The 21176-nt window shown below is 44.3% G+C and carries 12 protein-coding genes; 11 read left to right on the top strand and 1 reads right to left on the bottom strand.

What is annotated here, in order from left to right; genetic code table 11:
* The first annotated feature begins 63 nt into the window (after positions 1 to 63).
* A complete protein-coding gene (locus GGD38_RS08100; RefSeq protein WP_375298512.1) occupies positions 64 to 1152 on the top strand; it encodes a glycosyltransferase in 1089 nt (362 codons plus the stop codon).
* 21 nt (positions 1153 to 1173) lie between these two features.
* Complete coding sequence (locus tag GGD38_RS08095) at positions 1174 to 1578, top strand: hypothetical protein (RefSeq protein ID WP_375298513.1); 405 nt, start codon at positions 1174 to 1176, stop codon at positions 1576 to 1578.
* A 6-nt stretch (positions 1579 to 1584) separates the two neighbouring features.
* On the opposite strand, the gene GGD38_RS08090 is transcribed toward GGD38_RS08095, so the two are convergent.
* Positions 1585 to 2154: an RNA polymerase sigma factor gene (locus GGD38_RS08090; protein ID WP_375298514.1), complete on the bottom strand. Its 570-nt coding sequence runs from the start codon at positions 2152 to 2154 to the stop codon at positions 1585 to 1587.
* A gap of 149 nt (positions 2155 to 2303) precedes the next feature.
* Between GGD38_RS08090 and GGD38_RS08085 the strand changes: the two genes are divergently transcribed.
* The 9 genes from GGD38_RS08085 (at position 2304) to GGD38_RS08045 (ending at position 20916) form a co-directional block, all read left to right on the top strand.
* Positions 2304 to 3302, top strand: a complete 999-nt coding sequence (locus GGD38_RS08085; protein ID WP_375298515.1) for a FecR family protein — start codon at positions 2304 to 2306, stop codon at positions 3300 to 3302.
* A gap of 34 nt (positions 3303 to 3336) precedes the next feature.
* Entirely contained in the window at positions 3337 to 7062 is a 3726-nt protein-coding gene (locus GGD38_RS08080) for a SusC/RagA family TonB-linked outer membrane protein (protein WP_375298516.1), read from the top strand.
* Positions 7063 to 7065: 3 nt separating this feature from the next.
* A complete protein-coding gene (locus GGD38_RS08075) occupies positions 7066 to 8679 on the top strand; it encodes a SusD/RagB family nutrient-binding outer membrane lipoprotein (protein ID WP_375298517.1) in 1614 nt (537 codons plus the stop codon).
* A 160-nt stretch (positions 8680 to 8839) separates the two neighbouring features.
* Positions 8840 to 10276, top strand: coding sequence for an alpha-L-fucosidase (locus tag GGD38_RS08070; RefSeq protein ID WP_375298518.1), 1437 nt, complete (start codon positions 8840 to 8842; stop codon positions 10274 to 10276).
* Between the two features lie 115 nt (positions 10277 to 10391).
* Entirely contained in the window at positions 10392 to 11852 is a 1461-nt protein-coding gene (locus tag GGD38_RS08065) for an alpha-L-fucosidase (RefSeq protein ID WP_375298519.1), read from the top strand.
* Positions 11853 to 11882: 30 nt separating this feature from the next.
* Positions 11883 to 13739 carry a beta-galactosidase gene (locus GGD38_RS08060; protein WP_375298520.1) on the top strand — a complete coding sequence of 619 codons (1857 nt, stop codon included), beginning with the start codon at positions 11883 to 11885 and terminating at the stop codon, positions 13737 to 13739.
* A gap of 131 nt (positions 13740 to 13870) precedes the next feature.
* Positions 13871 to 16036, top strand: coding sequence for a glycoside hydrolase family 3 N-terminal domain-containing protein (locus GGD38_RS08055; protein WP_375298521.1), 2166 nt, complete (start codon positions 13871 to 13873; stop codon positions 16034 to 16036).
* Positions 16037 to 16199: 163 nt separating this feature from the next.
* A complete protein-coding gene (locus tag GGD38_RS08050) occupies positions 16200 to 18806 on the top strand; it encodes a glycoside hydrolase family 2 TIM barrel-domain containing protein (protein ID WP_375298522.1) in 2607 nt (868 codons plus the stop codon).
* A 112-nt stretch (positions 18807 to 18918) separates the two neighbouring features.
* Complete coding sequence (locus GGD38_RS08045; RefSeq protein WP_375303786.1) at positions 18919 to 20916, top strand: SUMF1/EgtB/PvdO family nonheme iron enzyme; 1998 nt, start codon at positions 18919 to 18921, stop codon at positions 20914 to 20916.
* Positions 20917 to 21176 lie beyond the last annotated feature (260 nt).

Below are 21176 nucleotides of genomic sequence, written 5' to 3'. Positions count from 1 at the left end.
TTAAAAAGACCATGGGCAAATTATACTTTACTGAATTTACTTGACCTTAGAACATATTAGGATATGAAGATAGTACATGTAGTAGAGCCTTTTGCTAGTGGTATAGCGGCCTTTGTTCAATCGATTGTACAAAATCTGCGCGATGATCAACATATTATCATTCATGGGGAGCGGGAGTATGTGATGCGTTCGGCAGAGATCATAAAATTCTTCCCTGAAGATAATGTGCAATTCATTCGCTGGCGCTCGGCGCAGCGAAGTATCAGCCTGGTAAAAGATACAGCTGCCCTGGTTGAATTATGCCAGTTGTTGAAGACCCTGAAGGCGCAGCAAAAGGTTGATGCAGTTCATTTACATTCTTCTAAAAGCGGCTTTCTGGGAAGGCTGGCCTGCCGGTTAATGAATATTTCCAATGTAATATATACACCCAATGGCGCCCCCTTTTTGTTAAGTAATATGAATGCAATTAACATGGTGTATAAAATGTTTGAAAAGCTGGGGTACGCATTGGGCGGAAAAGTCGTTTGCAGTTCCCTTTCGGAACAAAACGCTTATCGCAAACTGGGTATAAAAGCATTGAACATAAACAATGGTATTGCGGTTAATAGTAACCAGCACCCTGCATCGGCTACGCCGGCAAAAACTGAAAAGTTCAGGATTGTGACAAGCGCCCGTATTGTGCAGCAAAAAGACCCGGCGCTTTTTAACGAAATAGCTACCAGTTTAAATGATTTTGATCAGTTTGAGTTTATTTGGGTGGGCGATGGGGAGCACAGGCATTTGCTTACCTCCCCTAATATCACCATAACCGGCTGGATTCCCCAAACTGAGGTTTTGAAGTTGATAAACAGCGCCCATTTATATTTATCAACATCGCAATACGAAGGTTTGTCTTTTTCCGTTTTGGAAGCGCTGTCGCTGCGCAAAACGGTATTGTTAAAGGATTGTATTGGAAACAGCGACATTGTAAGAAAGGGGTTAAATGGCGATTTGTTCACCAATAAGCAGGAAGCTGTTGTAAAGATCTTTCAATATTATAATAACCCCGCCATGTTACGTGTAATGGGCGAATACTCAGGGTGGCTTTGCCATAAAGAATTTAATGTAGATGCTACCTGTTCGCTGTACCGTAATCTGTACCAAAGAGTATAATAAAAGTATAAACGATCACTTATGGATATTACTATAAACGGACTTGTAGAAAGGAATGACGGTGCGAAACATGTAACTAACGGCCATGCCATAAACGATTCTTCTTATAAACAAGTAAATGAAAAGCTTGAGCAAATAAGCCGGTATCTTTTACAGGAGCTGGAAGCCAAGCAAAAGACCATCGATGAGCAAAAAGAAGAAATAGCAAAATATAAAGCAGAACTTACGAACAGGTCAATTGAAATAGAGCAACTGGAAGAAAAACTGACGCAATGTGCAGAAGATAAGGAAGGCCATCGCCAGCTTATAAATAAACTATTGAACGATATTACATATTTTCAAAACGATATTGATTGGTATAAAAGGACCTACGAGCGAAGAAGCTTTTGGGGTGTGTTGAAAGAAAAACTAAGCAAAAAGAAATAGTATATTTTAGAAGAACAGGCAGCAAAAGAAGGTTAAAGTGGTCAACAGCTTTTTTAATGATTTAATTGACTGGTACAACAGGTTACGGGCTGCCTGGTAATTAATGTTCATGATCTCGCTTACTTCATCATAATTAAGTTCCTGGTAAAACTTAAGGTAAATGATCTCCTTCTGACGGTTCGATAGCTGGCCAAGCGCCTGCAGCACCCGGGCCGTTTTTTCTGCATCCTGTTCACGGCCCACCATCAGGGTCTCATGACTAAGTTCAAATAAGATATCACTGTGATTTTCATTAAAAGGCCCGGCCGTTTTGCGCTGGTTGGCCCGGTACAGCTTGTATTTGAGCGACTTGAACAGATATGCTTTAACCGATTGAACCTGCGTTTGACTTTTATTCTGCCATAGTTCGGTAAAGAGTTCCTGAATACAGTCTTCCAAAACATCATTGCTGTTGGTAAGCTTACTGCCATAATGCACCAGCGGTTCGTAATAGCGACGGAACAATGAAGCAAACGAATCGTGATCGCCTTTTTGATAGGCCTCCCATAATGCTATATCGGGCTGGTTGGGTATCAAGTTGTTATAAGCTAAGTTAGTTTTGTGAGTATGAAACAGAAACAAATGTGAATTTAGGATATGTTTTATTTGAAAAACACAAAAAAGCGTAAAAATATGATTACAAAGAATGACTTTGCAGTACTAAATTTAGAAGCGAAACCTATAACATGGATGTAACGAATAATACTATTGAAAAACTACTTAGCGATGAGAGTTTTTTGGCGTGGTATTTTAAAACCGATCCTTTAGCCACAGAAAAATGGAACAAAAGTATAGCCAGCGACCCTGTACAAAGAAAACTGGTTGATGAAGCGGTACAAGTGCTTCAAAATATTACTATTAAAGAACAACCGGTTGATGTGCAGCGGTTAAAAAATGCTGAGGCCCGGCTTATGAACGCCACTGTGGATATTGACGGCCATCAGTCTTTACCGCCCGTTGTTTCAATAAGGCCCCAAAAATATAAGTGGTGGGCTGTTGCTGCAATTATTTTCTTAACTTCACTCGGAGTTTGGCAATACTACTCTCACACTTCAGGCAAACTCATTTTACAAACCGCCTATGGGGAAACCCGGCAGTCTGTTTTACCCGATGGTTCTCAGGTAATGCTTAATGCCAATACTACCCTTAATTATAGGAACTGGCGCGAAGGTTCAGATCGCGAAGTTTGGGTTAAAGGAGAAGCCTTTTTCCATGTAAAGAAAACAGCTCAAAAAACAAAGTTCATTGTACACACCGGAAATTTCGATGTGGTAGTTACCGGTACCCAGTTCAATGTGATCAGCAGGAACAATAAGAACAACGTTTTGCTGAAAGAAGGCAGCGTTACCGTTCAGCACAACGGGCAGCAACTCAATATGAAGCCCGGCGATTACATTGAGTTCAATAATACCGGTATTCAAAAGAAAGCTATTAACAATGCACCGGTTCTGGCGTGGACAGAACACAAGTTTATGTTTGACAATACTCCTATGAAAGAGGTCGCATCACTGGTAACCGAATTATATGGAATAAAGGTTACCCTGGCTGATGATAGCTGCGCAGCCGGAACGATCTCTGGCATCATACTCAATGATAACCTGGATGTATTTGTTCAGGCAGTTGATGCCTTACCTGAATATGAAGTTATAAAACTGGAAGACGAGATCCTGATCAGGAAAAAGTAAACAACCAGGCAGGTTTTGGTCTTAAAATCTGCGTATGAGGAAAAAAGGCTCGGAAAGATCTTTCCGGGGCTGGTTTTTAATGGCTGCTTTGCTACTCATTTACGGTGCCTATGCACAGGATGCTGTATCATTGAGCCGTAAAAAAACTCCCCGTAAATCTTTACATGCAGGCGTAGCAACACCGGCAAAGGATACCATTGCCCGCCAACCTCTTTTATCTATACTGAAACAACTCAATCAATCAAAAGGCATTTACTTTCTTTTTTCCGATAAGTCATTTGGAGAAGTATTGGTTAAACCGGTCATTAATAATAACCGGCCGGTTGAACAGATACTTGAAGAATTGTTACAACCAACCGCACTGGGTTATAAAAAGATAAATGATAAAACATTTGTCATTATAACCGCGCCCACAGCACCACCACCAAATAAAACTATTGCTCCTGCCACTACTGCACCTAAACACGGGTCAATAGAAAAACGAATGCAACTGGTAAAAGGCCGCGTTACCAATATGGAAGGGAAACCCCTGGTAAATGTAAGTATTGGCATAAAAGGCGCCGGCCGTGGCACCACTACCAATGCCGAAGGTGAATTTGAAATAGAAGGTTATAAAGGCGAAGTGCTTGAATTAACCAGTGTGGGTTATGAGAAGAAGGAAATTCCTCTCAATAATTCAAATGCCATCACTCATGTAAATGCCCAGCTATCGCTAATTGAGAACATGATGAACGAAGTAGTGGTAACCGCATTGGGTGTAAATAAATATTCCCGCTCATTAGGTTATTCATTAAGCACGGTAAAAGCCGAAGACCTTACTGCGGCCGGTAATACCAATTTTGCTTCTGCTTTATATGGCCGCTCGCCGGGCGTGTTGATCAATACGGCGCCGGGTGGCGCCACCAGTGCGGTACAGGTGCAAATACGTGGTGTTAACTCCCTCAACTTTAACGCACAGCCTTTGTACGTGGTAGATGGTATTGTTATTCGCAATACCAATGAAAAAGGCATTGCCGGTATCAATAATGGCGGTTATTGGGTCGATCAACGTATTCGCGGCAATGGCATCCTCGATATCAATCCTGCCGATATAGATAACCTCACCATTTTAAAAGGGGCCAGCGCTACGGCGTTATATGGTTCAGAAGCTGCTGCCGGGGTAGTGGTGATCACTACAAAAAAAGGCACACCTAAAAAGCGCTTAGGGGTTTCAGTAAATTATACCAATACCATTGAACAGGCGGCATTCCTCCCAAAATTCCAAACCGAATATGGTGCCGGGGCCGATAGGGCCACCAATTTATCGGAAGGCGCCACAGAAGAGGGCTGGATCCCTGTTGACCTCAATGGCGATGGGGTGAACGATGACCTTCGACCAAACTTTACAGCCTATGCACAGTTTGGTCCAAAGTTCGATGGTCATGAAGTGCCCTGGTGGGACGGGCAAATGCGTCCCTATGAAGCGCATGAGAATAACTACCGCCAATTATACCGCACCGGATTCAATTCAATTTTCAATGCATCTGTAGCTAATCAAACCGATAAGTTCTCGTACCGGCTTTCTTATACCCGTAATGATTATAAGGGTATACAACGGGGTGGCGATCTTCAGCGGAATACATTTCACCTTAACAGCAATATAAAGATCACCGATAAATTGAATGTAGATGTGATCTCGAATTTTTTTACCAGCAAAGTGCATAACCGGCCATACCAGTTAACGCGCATCATTGCGGCCTACGCTGGTTTTTACAGCCGGGGCGAAGATATGAGCGTGGTGTTCAATAAATATCAAACCAGCGAAGGCTATAAATGGGTGCCCTGGAACCAGTCGCAACGCAACCCGGCCGAAGCATTGCGCTATAATGTAAAAGTTGAAATGCTCGATCTGTTGTGGATGCAGTTGAAGAATAGTGAAGATGAATATAAGGACCGTTTCCTCAACAGCGTTACCCTCAATTATGATATAAACAAACATATTAAGCTAAGGGCGCGCATCGGAAATGATCTTACCGGTTTGCGCACCGAAACCCGGCAATACAATGAATACCCGGTTATTTATAATTCCTCCAATAAAAGTACGGGGCAGTTCAAACTGGCCAATGGCCGGTACTCCATTTTTTATGGTGATGGATTATTAACCTGGTCAAAAAAATGGAACAACAATTGGAGCGCTTCGGTAACGGGTGGGTTCCAGTCGCGCAAAGAGAATTACAACGATCAGTCGAACGAAACAACCGATGGCCTGGTTGAAGAGAACTGGTTTAGCCTTGAGAACTCCTATCACCCGGTAAAGTCGGTTACCGATAGAAGCGCCATTCTGAAATATGCCTGGCTTGGCTTTTTTAACCTGGCTTATAAAAACTATTTATTTTTTGAAGGTACCGGCAGGCAGGAATACTCTTCTACTTTACCGCCGGGGAAGAACAGCTATTTTTATCCTTCCATAAATACCGGTTTTATTTTTAGCCAGGTACTCAACCTGCCATCGTGGGTATCATTTGGTAAACTGCGTTCCTCCATAGGAATTGTAGGTAATGCCCCGCCCGCTTATACTTCACCTGTTGCCTTTACACAAACCACCCTTTCTACATTGGCCGGGCCGGTTGCTGCACTAAATGCGCAAACAAATGCCGGTAACAATGATATTCGTCCCGAGAATAAATACGAATTGGAAGTAGGGCTGGAGACTATGTTGTTCAGGAACCGCATAGGTTTTGATATTACCTGGTTCAATAGCCGCACGGTTAACCAAATTGTACAACTAAGTGTTCCATCAAGTTCTGGCGCCATGACCAAACTGGTAAATGCCGGTGAGCTAAAAAGCAATGGCGTTGAAATGGGATTGCATGCTTATCCATTGGTGGGCAAACAGTTTAAATGGACAAGCCAGTTGAATGTATCGCTATCGAAATCTGTGGTAAGCAAACTGGCAGCGGGTGTAAAGAATATTGTGTTTTATGAAGCTGAGCAAAATGCGGTAAGAATAGTGGCCGAGGAAGGAGAAACGGTAGGTAACATATATGTATATCCCCGCCTGAAAGATAATGATGGTAACTATATAATTGGTTCAAATGGTTTGTATGTAATAGACAACAACCGGTACGAAAAAGTAGGGAATGTAATGCCACGGCTTACCGGTGGCTGGTTCAATACCTTTAGCTGGAAAAAGTTCTCGTTTGATTGTGCCATCGACTATCGTCTTGGCGGCAAAATGGTATCGCCGCCATTGAAATACAATACCGGCGCGGGAATGTATAAGAGCACGCTGCAATACAGAGATGCGGAACATGGCGGGTTACCATACTATATAAACAATGGCGGTGAAAAAATAGCATTACCCAACCACCAGGCCCAGTCGCCCGATGGTAGCAAAGTGTATCACGATGGAGTAATATTACCCGGTGTAACGGTATCGGGAAAAGAAAATACGCAGATAGTTGATGCTGCTTATTATTACATGAACACATTTATTTGGGGCGCTTCGGCGGTGAATGAAAGTGTTGTGGTAAATAACAGTTATATCAAATTACGGGAAGTAGTATTGGGTTATTCGCTGCCGGCTAAAGTGGCTGGCAAAATGCACTTTAATAATATCCGTTTTTCGCTTATTGGCAGAAACCTGTTGTATTTCTACCGTACGTTGAAGAACATTGATCCCGAAGCCGCCATTGGCAGTAACTGGATAAGGCAAAGTGTGGATGAAGGTTCTATGGCCGCCACCAGAAGTTTTGGGTTTTCGGTAAATTTTGATTTCTAACAAATGACGAAACGGGCACTTCATATAATTCCAATTATATTACTGTTGGTGGCAGCTGCAACAAGCTGCCGCAAACGGTTGGCTGAGCTGTATTACGATCCCGATCAAACGGTGCAGCCCTCTATTGAGAAATTCTTTACCGAAATGCTGAACAATGACCGGGTGCGACCCTCTTACTGGAATGTGCGCACTTTTATTGCCTTGCATTCGGGGGTGTATTCGCAATCTGTAGGTTATTTGAATTATACTACGGCCTACCAGCAAAACGCAGGTTATACGCAAGACAGGTGGAACGATTTTTATCGCCCGGGCGCTGCGGCCGACGGCGCCAATGGCGGCATTATGGCGCACTATAGATTAATTGAGTCGCTGTATGATGCAATAGAAAATGACCAGCAGAAAGCGAATGCCACAGTTTTTTTAATGGCGGCAAAAGTGATCATGTACGATCAGGCTGCTCAAATGGTTGACCTGTGGGGCGATATACCTTTTAGCGAAGCAGGCCGTGTGAATACATCAAATTCGGTTATGATGCCCCAATTTGATAGTGCAGCCAAAGTATATAGCCTCATTCTTGATGGATTGAAGAATGCCGCGCTTTATTTCTCCACCACAACATTACCCGCGAATGTGCAGGCTGCCTTTTCAAAACAGGATATTATGCTGAATGGGCAGTTTGATAAATGGGAACGGTATGCCAATTCATTACGATTGCGATTGTTGATGCGATCGTCTTTTGTTGATGAAAATAATGCAAAGGCCGCAGTGTTGAATATCATTAACAATGCCGATGTGTACCCGCTGATTGATGGAACAGGTGGTTATGTGCCAATGACAACCGACGTGCTGTTACAACCGCTTACAACCTATGCCGATGATCTGCATTTGGCGCTTTCGGAAGTATACAATTATTCGGCACCCGATCATTTGTTAAATACGGTAATGAAACCTGCCAATGATCCGCGCATACCGGTGATGTTCGATAAGTATGGCCGTACCGAAGGCGATCAGTTTATTCCCAATGCCGACTACAATGGCCTGCCGGTAAACTTTAATGCCGAGCAGCAACAGGTAAACCTGGGCCGGTATGCTATTCTTGATTCTGCTACGTTTTTGTTCAATAATAAATTACCCGGTATTGTAATAACCGCCCCCGAGGTGAACTTTTTAAAAGCAGAAGCCTGGGAACGCTGGGGTGGGGGCAATGCAAAACAGGCCTATGAAACAGCTGTTCGGCAGTCGGTATTCTTTTATTACTACCTCAATAGCCTGAACACAACTACCCGTATGCCGTTGCGGCCGCCATCGGTTGCTACTATTGACAATTTTTTACAGAACGATCAAGTAAAATATACCGGAACAACAAACGAATTGCTTGCGAAGATCTGGATCCAGAAGTGGGTGCATTTTGGTTTTCTGCAATCGGTACAGGGCTGGGCCGAATGTCGCAGAACAAAACAACCGGTATTACAATTTTATCCATCTACCCTGCCTGGTTACGAGGCACCGCCTTCACGGCTGGTGTATCCTTCAAGCGAAACCTCATATAATACAAACTATGCATCCGTAAAAGATAAGGATGTGCGAACAGGAAAGGTTTTTTGGGATGTTAAATAAAAGCCAGAATTGGGGAACTTTTTAAAATCCGGTAAGTATCGTTGAAAATTTGCGTCCAGTACTTAGTTTTGACCCCCCTATATCAAGGTGATATCCGTTACCAGTATTTATAGCCATCGAAACACAGAATTATTAAAAATAACAAAACCAGCTTCTGTTTATGACGCGTGTTTCATTGTATATTCTTGTTTTACTCATTTTATGCAGCAATACCAAAGCGCAGGAACAGGTACATCCGCAATCAACCAAATATGAATGGCCCACTGATCCCGCTGTAAAGGAAAAACTGGAAACCTGGCGCGATCAGAAGTTTGGTATGATCATCCATTGGGGATTGTATGCTGTGCCCGGCATGATTGAATCGTGGGCCTTGTGCTCTGAAGATTGGGTATCGCGCGATACCAATAGCAACTATGCCGATTTCAAAAACTGGTATTGGGGCCTGAAGAAAGATTTTAATCCTGTTAAGTTTAATCCCGATCAATGGGCGCAGGCCGCAAAAGATGCGGGTATGCGTTACCTGGTGTTCACTACAAAACACCACGATGGCTTTTGTATGTTCGATACAAAAGAAACCGACTTTAAGATCAGCAATGGGCCGTTTGCCAGCAACCCAAAGGCCAATGTAGCCAAATATGTTTTCGATGCATTTCGTAAGCAGGGGTTAATGATAGGCGCCTATTTTTCAAAACCCGACTGGCATTGCCCATATTACTGGTGGCCTATGTATGCCACACCCGACCGCAATAATAACTATGATATTCGCAAACATCCCTGGCGTTGGAATAAGTTTAAAGAATATACCTACAACCAAATCAGTGAGCTGATGCATGATTATGGTTCCATGGATATTCTTTGGCTCGATGGTGGCTGGGTACGGCCATTGGAAACCGTAACCGAAGAAGTGCGTAACTGGGGTGCCAATATTCCGGCCTGGAGCCAGGATGTTGATATACCTGCTATTGCTGCCATGGCCCGCAAAGCGCAACCCGGTTTGCTTATTGTTGACAGAACAGTGCATGGCCCTTATGAAAATTACCAAACCCCCGAACAACGGGTGCCCGATAAGCAACTCGAAAATCCCTGGGAAAGTTGCATAACCCTTGGTGATAATTGGGGATATGTGCCAACCGATAAATTGAAATCTTCGTCTAAAGTTATTCATCAGTTGATTGAAGTGGTTGCCAAAGGCGGTAGCCTTTTGTTGGGTGTAGGCCCAAAACCAGATGGTACGTTAGATACAGCGGTTGTACAACGCCTGGGTGAGATAGGCAACTGGTTAAAAGCAAACGGCGCTGCTATTTACAACACCCGGCCTATTCAGGGATATAAAAGCGGCAACGTGTATTTCACCCAATCAAAAGGGCATTCAGTGTATGCATTGGCCCTGCTCGATGAGAATGCGCCAATGCCCAAAACCATTGAATGGGATATCAATGTGCCACCCAATGGTTCAAAAATAAAATTGTTGTCAACCGGCACTAACGTGAAGTATACCATTAAGAACGAAAAAATAATAGTGACCCTGCCGCCAGCTGTACAAAAACTGAAAGGTTACCCGGCCCTGGCATTTGAATTTGTTGTTGCATTAGACTAAAAGGGTGGGTATCCGCCAGCTGGCGGATGCTCACCCTGGGCTTTATAAAATAAAGGCGGGCCGCTCTGCAAGAGCGACCCGCCTACCTTCTAACTAAATATAACCAGCAGCTTGTATGATAATAAGAAAAGGAATTAGCTTAATAGCAGCGGCAGCATTCATGTCTGTTGCAATGTTACCAGCCCATGCCCAGGTAAACCCACCCGTGCCTGTTGGCCCGGTGCCAACACCAGCGCAATTAGCCTGGCAACAAATGGAAACCAATGCATTTGTACATTTTACCATCAATACATTTACCGATAAGGAATGGGGGTATGGGAATGAAAGTCCTAAGATGTTTAACCCCGCCGGTACCGATGCCATGCAATGGGCGCGTGTATTAAAGGAAACGGGTTTTAAACAAATGATACTTACCTGCAAACACCACGATGGGTTTTGTTTGTGGCCAACCAAATATACTGAACACAATATAAAGAACAGTCCATATAAGAATGGCAAAGGCGATATTGTAAAAGAAGCTTCCGATGCCTGTAAAAAATATGGGTTGAAGTTTGGCGTATACCTTTCTCCGTGGGACAGGAACCGCGCCGATTATGGCACGCCTGAGTATGTTACTTATTACCGCAACCAGTTAAAAGAATTGTTTACCGGTTACGGGCCTGTTACTGAAATGTGGTTCGATGGCGCCAATGGCGGCGATGGTTATTACGGTGGCGCAAATGAAAAAAGAAAGATAGATGGCAAGAATTATTATGACTGGCCAACTACCCTCAGCATGGTAAGGCAAATGCAACCCAATGTGATATTCTTTAGCGATGCAGGGCCGGGCGTACGTTGGGTAGGTAATGAAAGAGGTGTTGCCGGTGAAACAAACTGGAACACTATTTCGCCCGATACAATATATGCAGGTAAAGCAGGTATTGAAAAGTTATTGAACGAAGGATCTGAAGATGGTACTGCCTGGATACCCGCTGAAGTAGATGTTAGTATACGGCCGGGTTGGTTCTATCATAAAAAAGAAGATTCACTGGTAAAAACACCTGAGCAGTTATTTGATATTTACCTCACCTCAGTAGGTCGTGGTTCGGTTTTGCTACTTAATGTACCGCCCGACCAGCGCGGATTATTTCATGAAAAAGATATCAAATCATTATATGGCTTTCGTAATATTTTAAACCGCGAATTAGGAAAGAACAAGGCTGCAGGTGCTACTGCAACAGCCAGCAACGTTCGTGGTAAAGCCGGTTCTTATGCAGCAGCAAATGCTGTGGATAACAGCACCGACACTTATTGGGCAACTGATGATGATGTAACCACTGCTTCGCTGGAAGTGAACACGGGTAAAGTGCAAACAATAAAATATGTTATGCTGCAGGAGTATATAAAACTGGGGCAACGGGTAAAATCATTTACCGTGGAGGTATGGAATAACGATGCCTGGCAACAGGTTGCAGCTGGTACCACAATAGGGTATAAACGCATTTTAAAATTAACACCGGTAAGAGCAGGCAAAGTGCGTATTAATATTACGGCTTCAAAAGCCTGCCCGCTTATTTCGAATGTGGCATTGTATTAATCATTTTATAAAAACTAACTGTAATAAGCAATGATGCGAGGGTTTCTGTTAGGCTTGACAGCTTTGTTGATCTCAGGAATGGCCATAGCTCAAAAAGCCCATTCATTTGAAGTAAAGAACGGGCAGTTTATATACGACGGTGCACCCGTGCAAATACATTCGGGCGAAATGCATTATGCCCGCATTCCGGCGCCTTACTGGCGCCACCGGTTAAAAATGATAAAGGCTATGGGTTTGAACACCGTAGCCACCTATGTATTCTGGAATTATCATAACACGGCTCCCGGTGTGTGGGATTTTACAACGGGTAATCACAACATCAGGGAATTTCTTCGCATTGCAAAAGAAGAAGGATTGTTTGTAATATTGCGCCCGGGCCCGTATGCCTGTGCCGAATGGGAATTCGGCGGCTATCCCTGGTGGTTGACAAAAGATAAAAACCTGGTGATCCGTGCTAACAACCAACCGTTTTTAGATTCCTGCAAAACATACATCAACAAACTGGCCGAGCAGGTGAAAGGTTCGTTGGTAAGTAATGGCGGTCCCATTATTATGGTGCAGGTTGAAAACGAGTTTGGCTCTTATGTATCACAACGGAAAGACATTCCCCTGGCAGAACATCGTAAATACAATGAAGCCGTACAACAATTGTTGATCGGTTCGGGCCTTACTGGTCCATTCTTTACTTCCGATGGCAGTTGGTTGTTCGAAGGTGGTTCATTGCCCGGCGTATTGCCTGCGGCCAATGGCGAAGATAATGTGGAGAACCTGAAGAAGGTGGTGAACAAATACCATAACAATGAAGGCCCGTATATGGTGGCGGAATATTATCCCGGCTGGTTAAGTCATTGGGCTGAGCCTTTTCCAAACATCGGTACACAGCAGGTTACTCAACAAGTAGAAAAGTACCTGAAGAATGGTGTGCACTTTAATGTTTACATGGTGCATGGCGGTACCAACTTCGCCTTTACCTCTGGCGCCAATTACGACAAAGACCACGATATTCAACCTGACCTTACCAGTTACGATTATGATGCACCCATCTCAGAAGCTGGTTGGGCAACACCAAAATACCTGGCTGTGCGGGAGTTGATAAAACAGCATGTAAAATATTCCGTTCCCGAAGTTCCTGCCAAAATACCGGTGATCACCTTACCGGCTATTCAGTTAAATAAGTCAATGGATGTTTTTGAGTGGAAAAAGACATTACAACCGGTTGTATCCGATACACCTTTAACCTTTGAAGCTCTGAACCAGGGGCATGGTTATGTACTGTACAGCAAACGGTTTACACAACCCATACAGGGTACGCTGCAGGTAAAAGGCCTGCGCGATTATGCCGTGGTATATGTTGATGGAAAGAAATTGGCTGAGCTAAACCGGGTGAATAAGGAATACTCAGCAACAATAGATATTCCTTTTAATGGTACGCTGGAGATATTGGTTGAGAATATGGGCCGTATTAATTATGGCAGTGAAATAGTCCATAACAACAAAGGCATTATTTCACCGGTGCTTATCAACGATATGGAGATCACCGGTGGTTGGAATATGTATAAACTGCCATTCGATAAAGCGCCCATTGTATCGGCCGGTAAACAAAAAGAAGGAAAAGCTGCCATATACAGCGGTACGTTCAATGTAATTACACCGGGCGATGTATTCCTCGATATGCACAGCTGGGGCAAAGGCATTGTATTTGTGAATGGCATTAACCTGGGCCGCTACTGGCAGGTGGGTCCACAACAAACATTGTATTTGCCCGGGTGCTGGTTGAAGAAAGGCGTAAACCAGATCACTGTGTTTGAGCAGTTGAATGATAAAATACAGCCAGTGATTAAGACGGTAGCTACCCCTGTTTTAGCTGAGCTGAAAAGCGTAAAGTAGCAAGCCGAAAGCTTAAAGCTGTAAGCCTAAAGCGAATACAGAATACAGCTTCGCGAACTCGAAACTTGAGACTCGAAACTGTTAATAGCGAGTCCCGGATATAAAGAACTTAGAACTAAAAACTAAGAACTGTGAACTCAATCATGAATAAAAATATTTTATTATCCCTTAGTCTCTGCGTTGGTATTGCAACACAAGCTCAAAACTTTCGTAACACCCAACAGCCAATTGATGCACGGGTGAACGATCTGTTGCATCAGCTCACGTTGCCCGAGAAGATCTCCCTGCTGGGTTATCGGAGCCAGGAAGTACAACGGCTGGGTATACCTGCATATAACTGGTGGAACGAAGCCTTACATGGTGTTGCCAGGGCAGGCGTTGCCACCGTGTTCCCGCAGGCCATTGGAATGGCGGCTACATTTAACGACGATCTGTTGTACCAGGCAGCCACGGTGATCTCAACCGAAGCGCGGGCCAAATACAATTTGTCATTGGCACAAAACAGAAGACTGCAATACATGGGGCTTACCTTTTGGTCGCCCAATATTAATATCTTCCGCGATCCCCGCTGGGGCCGCGGGCAGGAAACCTATGGTGAAGATCCTTTTCTTACAGCCCATATGGGTACTGCCTTTGTAAAAGGGTTGCAGGGCAACGATAGCAAATATTTAAAAACATCGGCTTGCGCCAAACACTTTGCGGTGCACAGTGGTCCCGAAGCAGGGCGGCATACCTTCAATGCCGTTGTTGATGAAAAAGACCTGCGCGAAACCTACCTGTATGCCTTTAAAGCGTTGGTTGATGCCGGTGTGGAATCGGTTATGTGCGGCTACAACCGCGTAAATGATCAACCCTGTTGTACCGGCAATATTTTATTACAACAGATACTACGCAACGAATGGAATTTTAAAGGACACGTAGTTACCGATTGCGGTGCACTTGATGATATTTTTGTTCGCCACAAAGTAATGCCTTCAGGTGTTGAAGTGGCAGCGGCTGCCATCAAAGCCGGTGTAAGCCTCGACTGCTCCAGCGTATTGCAAAACGATGTTATGAAGGCAATTGATCAAAAGCTGCTTACGGAGAAAGAAGTAGACAGTGCGCTTTCTCATATTTTGCGTACACAAATAAAGCTGGGATTTTTTGATAATGCTTCTGCTAATCCATTCAACAACTATGGCGCCGATAGTGTGGCCAATGCCTGGCATGCATCACTAGCCCGTACAATGGCGCAGCAAAGTATGGTGTTGTTAAAGAACGAGAAACAAATACTGCCGCTCGATAAAAAGAAGTATCCGGCCATAATGGTAGTAGGTTCCAATGCCGCTTCAATGGATGCGTTGCTGGGTAACTATCATGGTGTAAGTAACCGGGCGGTTAGCTTTTTAGAAGGTATTACCAATGCCGTAGATGCAGGCACCCGCGTTGAATATGACCTTGGCAGCGATTATACCGATACGGTACATTTTGGTGGCGTATGGGCCGCAGGCAATGCCGATATTACCGTTGCCGTTATTGGGCTTACACCTGTGTATGAAGGTGAGGAGGGTGATGCATTTCTGGCGGCAAAAGGCGGCGACAAACCCGACATGAGCCTGCCCGCTGCACACATCGCTTTTTTAAAAGAATTACGTAAGAAGAATAATAATAAACCAATTATTGCAGTGGTTACAGCCGGCAGCGCTGTTGATATTTCAGCCATAGAGCCCTATGCCGATGCCATCATTTTGGCCTGGTACCCTGGCGAACAGGGTGGTAATGCATTAGCCGATATCCTGTTTGGCAAAGTTTCCCCTTCTGGCCGCCTGCCCGTAACCTTTTACCAGTCGTTTGCCGATGTGCCTGCATACGACAGTTATGCAATGAAAGGGCGCACCTATCGTTATTTCAATGGCAAAGTGCAGTATCCGTTTGGGTATGGGTTAAGTTATACTTCATTCTCATATGAGTGGCAAAAGATGCCAGGCAACATTAAAACGGCAAAAGACAGTCTTACCTTTTCATTAAAGGTTAAGAATACCGGCAGCAGTGATGGCGATGAGGTGGTGCAGGTATATGTTGAATATCCCGCGGTTGACAGAATGCCGTTAAAAGAACTGAAAGCATTTAAGCGGGTACATGTAAAAGCCGGAGCAGAAGAAGTGGTGCAGTTAAGTATACCCGCTGCAGAGTTACAGAAATGGGACCTTGCTACCCGCAGCTGGAAATTATATCCGGGTAACTACACTTTGTTTGCCGGCGGCAATTCAGCAGACAGGAAGATTGTGGCTACTGTAAAATCTGGTGGTAAGAAGTAAGCGCGAAACGTGAATCGGCAATCGGCAATCGGCAATCGGCAATCGGCAATCGGCAATAAGTTTCGGGCGGCGCAAGGTCGCATATTAATCTAAAAATTCGCGAACCTTTCACGTTTCACGTTTGCCGTTTCACGATAGGACAGAACATCATAAGAAACGATAAATGAAAAAAATAACTTTAATATTCCTGTTAGCAACCCAGGCAGCGATAAGCCAGAACCGGTACGAACTAAACAGTGGTTGGGTATGTGCTGGCATGGGATCGGTAAAAACAACCGGCGAAAAAATTTCAGTATCGTCGTATCCTGTAAAAAGCTGGATGCCCGCTACTGTACCCGGTACGGTGCTTACTTCTTTACTCGATAATAAGAAAGTACCCGATCCATTTTACGGCATGAACAATGAAAAGATCCCTGATATTTATACAACCGGCCGCGATCATTATACTTACTGGTTTGTAAAAGACTTTACTGAAAAAGCCCCGCAAGGCAATGAACAGGTATGGCTGCAATTCAGGGGTGTTAACTACAGTTGCGATATTTTCCTCAATGGAAAAAAAGTAAATGCCAAACGTCACTATGGAATGTTCCTTCGCCAGAACTATAACATTACGCGTTTGCTGAACAGCAATGGCGCCAATCGCCTGGCAGTGATCATATATCCCATTGACCCGGTTGGTAATCCCAATGGCGGCCAGGGAGGCGATGGTACTATTGCCCGCAACGTATCGCATCAATATGTAGCAGGGTGGGACTGGATTCAACCTATACGTGATCGTAATACCGGCATTTGGGATAAAGTATATATTGAAAAAACAGGTTCGGTAAATGTAAAGAACCCGCATATAGTAACGCATGTGCCCGGTATTCGTAAAGTAGAAGGCGAACAGCAACCTGCACAAATACTGGCCAGCGCCGAACTGCAGAACGCTACCGATAAAAAGAAAGAAGGCGTGCTGCAATATCTTATAGATGGGCAAACGGTTAAACAAAACGTTTCGCTTGAACCTGGTGAAGTAAAAGAAGTGAACCTGCCGGCGTATCAGCTTAACAATCCCAGGTTGTGGTGGCCCAGCGGCTATGGACCACAAAATTTGTATACCGTAAAATTTCAATTTGTTGAAAATGGAACTGTATCTGATGAAGAAACGGTAACAACCGGTGTTCGTGAAATTCAAACAAGTTGGAATGCCACCAGCCGCAGTAAACAGATTGCGGTGAACGGACAAAAAATATTCATAAAAGGCGGTAACTGGATCATCTCCGATGCTATGTTGCGCCTTTCAGATAAACGGTACGATGCCGAGATCCGCTACCATCGCGATATGAACCTGAACCTTATTCGCGTATGGGGTGGGGCATTACTCGAACGGCCTGAGTTCTTCAACGCCTGCGACCGCTATGGACTGCTGGTGATGCAGGACTTTTGGATGTCGGGCGATTGTAATGGCCGTTGGGTTGATCCTAAAAAATCGGAGGACCAGTGGACACGCAGAAAATATCCCAATGATCATGCGTTGTTCCTGAATTCAGTAGTTGACCAGGTTAAAATGGTACGTAACCATCCTTCGCTGGCCATTTGGTGTGGTGGTAATGAAATAACGCCGCCCGATGATATTCTGAGGTCCATGAAGGATTCTATTCTTCCCAAGCTCGATAGTACCCGCTGGTTTGTTGATTATTCAAACAGCGACGATATGTCGTATAATTCATTGGGTGGAAATGGCGATGGCCCCTACGGTATTCAGGACCCGAAACATTTTTGGGAACACCGTACCTATCCCTTTAATTCAGAAGTAGGATCGGTAGGTGTGGGCGATTATGTTTCATTACAACGGTTCATTCCACCGGCCAATATGCAGTTTCCGCAGTATTATGAAAAAACGGTAGACTCGGTTTGGGAGTATCATAAATACATTAGCTACGAACAATACGTTGACCTGTTTGGTAAGATATATGATATAGCCGACTGGACAAGAAAAGCGCAGCTGGTGAATTATGATCAATACCGGGCTTTGGCCGAAGGGTTCAGCAATCATATGTGGGATTGGTATACCGGTTTCATTATTTGGAAAACACAAAATCCGTGGACGGCCATGCGTGGGCAGATGTATGATTATTACCTCGATCCCAACGCCTGTTTGTTTGGTTTGCGCAAGGGCAGCGAACCGGTGCATGTAATGTGCAACCCAACCGATGGCATGGTAACTATTGTGAACAATACATTTGAACAACAACAAAACCTGATGCTGTCAGTGAAGATGTATGATATGAGTGGTAAAGACAGTTTTGTAACCCAGGTGTTCACTTATATAGAACCTTCCTCAACAAAACGCATTTTATCGATAAAAGAACTGATCGCCGAGCGGTCGAAGGCACACGGCGTATTAGTGTCATTGCAATTACATAACGAAAAGAAAGAGGTAGTTAGTGAGAATGTATATTGGTTGCCCGACGAGTTAGGTAACTATACCGGTTTGTTTGGTTTACCACCATCACCATTGATGACAAAAGCCAGGCAGTTGGAAAAAGGTAAAATTGAAGTTACGTTAACAAACTATCCAATTAACCCCATAGCTTTTTTCAACCGCATAACCCTGGTAGATGCCAAAACAAAAGAGCGGATATTACCAGTGTTTTACGATGACAACTATTTCTCTATATTGCCGGGCGGCGAAAAAAAGGTCATTATTGATTATGGATCTTCTGCCGAACCTTTAATTATGGTTGAAGGCTGGAATGTGCGGATGCAGGAGATAAAAGTGCAATAACCGGAACCGGATAAACGCATGTAAGGTGGGTCGTTCAAATGGCCCACCTTTTCTATTTATAGAGATATTTGTTATTTTACAACCTTTCCCTAAAATAAAGCATCTTCCAGGTATGAATTATCGCCGGCTCGCGCTCATAGGTTTTTTTCTGACCCAAACTGGTTTACAAAGCATTGCTCAACAAAAGAATTCCATTGGGGTACAGTTGGTTGATGTAAAGGCGGGAACGTTTGTTATGGGATCGAACCGGGGAAAGGAGGATGCCGATGAAAGCCCGGTGCATGATGTTACAATTTCCACGAGCTTCAAAATGTCGGCCACCGAGATCACCAATAAACAATACGAAGCATTTGACCCCGGGCACAACAAGTTGCGTGGTAAAAATGGGTTTTCTTTAAAAGACGATGAAGCAGTTGTGTTTGTAAGCTATGAAGAGGCTGTCGCTTTTTGCGCCTGGTTATCGAAAAAAGAAGGGAAAATATACCGCCTGCCTACAGAGGCCGAGTGGGAGTATGCCTGCCGCGCCGGCACCACTACCGATTATAATACAGGAAACGAATTACCTGCGGAATATCAAAAATTACAACATACCAATCGTACTCCGGTACCGGTTTCATTACCGGTGGCGCAAACTGCACCTAATGCCTGGGGTTTATACGATATGCATGGCAATGTAGAGGAATACTGCTACGACTGGTATGGTGCTTATGTGGCTGGTGCGCAAACCGATCCTGTTGGGCGGCAAACAGGGGTGAGCCGTGTTGTAAGAGGTGGAAGCCATAATACACCCGTGCGTTACCTGCGCTCGGCTAACCGGCAGGGTATGTTGCCGAACGACAAGCAGTGGCTTACTGGCTTTAGAATAGTGCAGGGGGCCCTGCCTAAAACAACAGCTATTGGTGCCGAATTATCACCTGCGAACACCATGCAGGTATCACAACAAAAATTTAGCTGGAATAAAATAACAGAGCCGTTCTTTGATGTTCCCGTGGTATATGTAGTAAAACCCGATAGCACTTCAGGCATCCCTTTCTATAAACATAACCATTGCCCCGCCATAACGTGGTGCCCTAATGGCGATCTGCTGGCTGCCTGGTTCAGCACCAATGCCGAGAGTGGCCGCGAAATGGTGATACTGGCAAGCCGCCTACGTGCGGGTAATAAGAAATGGGACACCGCTTCTATGTTCTTCTGCGTGCCCGATAGAAATACTACCGGTACTTCTTTATTATACGATCAAAAAGGAACACTGTATCATATAAACGGACTGGAAGCTGCAGGCGATTGGCAGAACCTGGCCATGATAATGCGAACCAGTGCTAATAACGGTACTACCTGGTCGAACCCGGTATTGATTGCACCTGAACATGCCAAACGGCACCAGGTAATTGCCGGGTCGTTTGTTAGCAAAGAAGGTTGGCTGGTACAGTTATGTGATGCCGATCCAAGCTCACGCGGTGGAACGGCTATGCATGTTAGTAAAGATAAAGGAGCACACTGGTCAACACCATATACGCTGCCTGCTACACCCGAATATAAAAATGGCGCAACAGGTGGACTGATTGCGGGTATTCATGCCAGTGCGGTGCAATTAAAGGATGGCCGTTTGCTGGCGTTGGGCCGTAATGATAACATTAAAATTGATAGCGTAATTGGCGAAAGAATGCCGGTAAGTATTTCTAATGATTTTGGTGCAACCTGGCAATACGCTCCTTCACAATTTCCACCCATCAGTAGCGGACAACGACTTGTATTACGCCGCCTTAATGAAGGGCCGTTGTTGTTGATCTCTTTCACCCACTGCCCCGGAAAATCAACTGTAGAAGGAATGGATTTCACAGGCGCCAATGGCGAAGTATTTAAAGGCTATGGCATGTATGCCGCCCTTTCCTATGATGAAGGCAAAACCTGGCCGGTAAAGAAATTATTGACCGATGGTTCTATCAGGCAGCTCAATGGTGGCGCCTGGACGGGCCTTTTCAAAATGGACGCAACCCATGCTGAGCCAAAAGGGTACCTGGCAGCAACGCAATCGCCAGATAATGTAATACACCTTGTAAGCAGTAATTTATATTATAGGTTCAACCTGGCGTGGTTGCAATTGCCGTAATAAGGTAATACAGAAAAAAAATTTAATTTGTCTGCATCAATTTCCTGCTTTTAGTTGCCTCTTAAAAAAGAGTTGTTAAATCTTTCATTACAAAACGGTGTCTGCACACACTTATTAGTAAGCATCTCTATTATCATATCCTTATGATAACGCGGTATAGCCACGACTAACAATAGATAACTCAACACTTTCACTGACCCTGTACCTGAGAAGGGTTTAAACACCATTTGGGAGTAATTAGAAACGTGTAGCAGTCTGAA

Origin of the sequence: Niastella sp. OAS944 (assembly GCA_024809215.1) — a bacterium.
Classification (GTDB): domain Bacteria; phylum Bacteroidota; class Bacteroidia; order Chitinophagales; family Chitinophagaceae; genus Niastella.
This window is presented reverse-complemented; position numbering and strand designations above follow the sequence as displayed.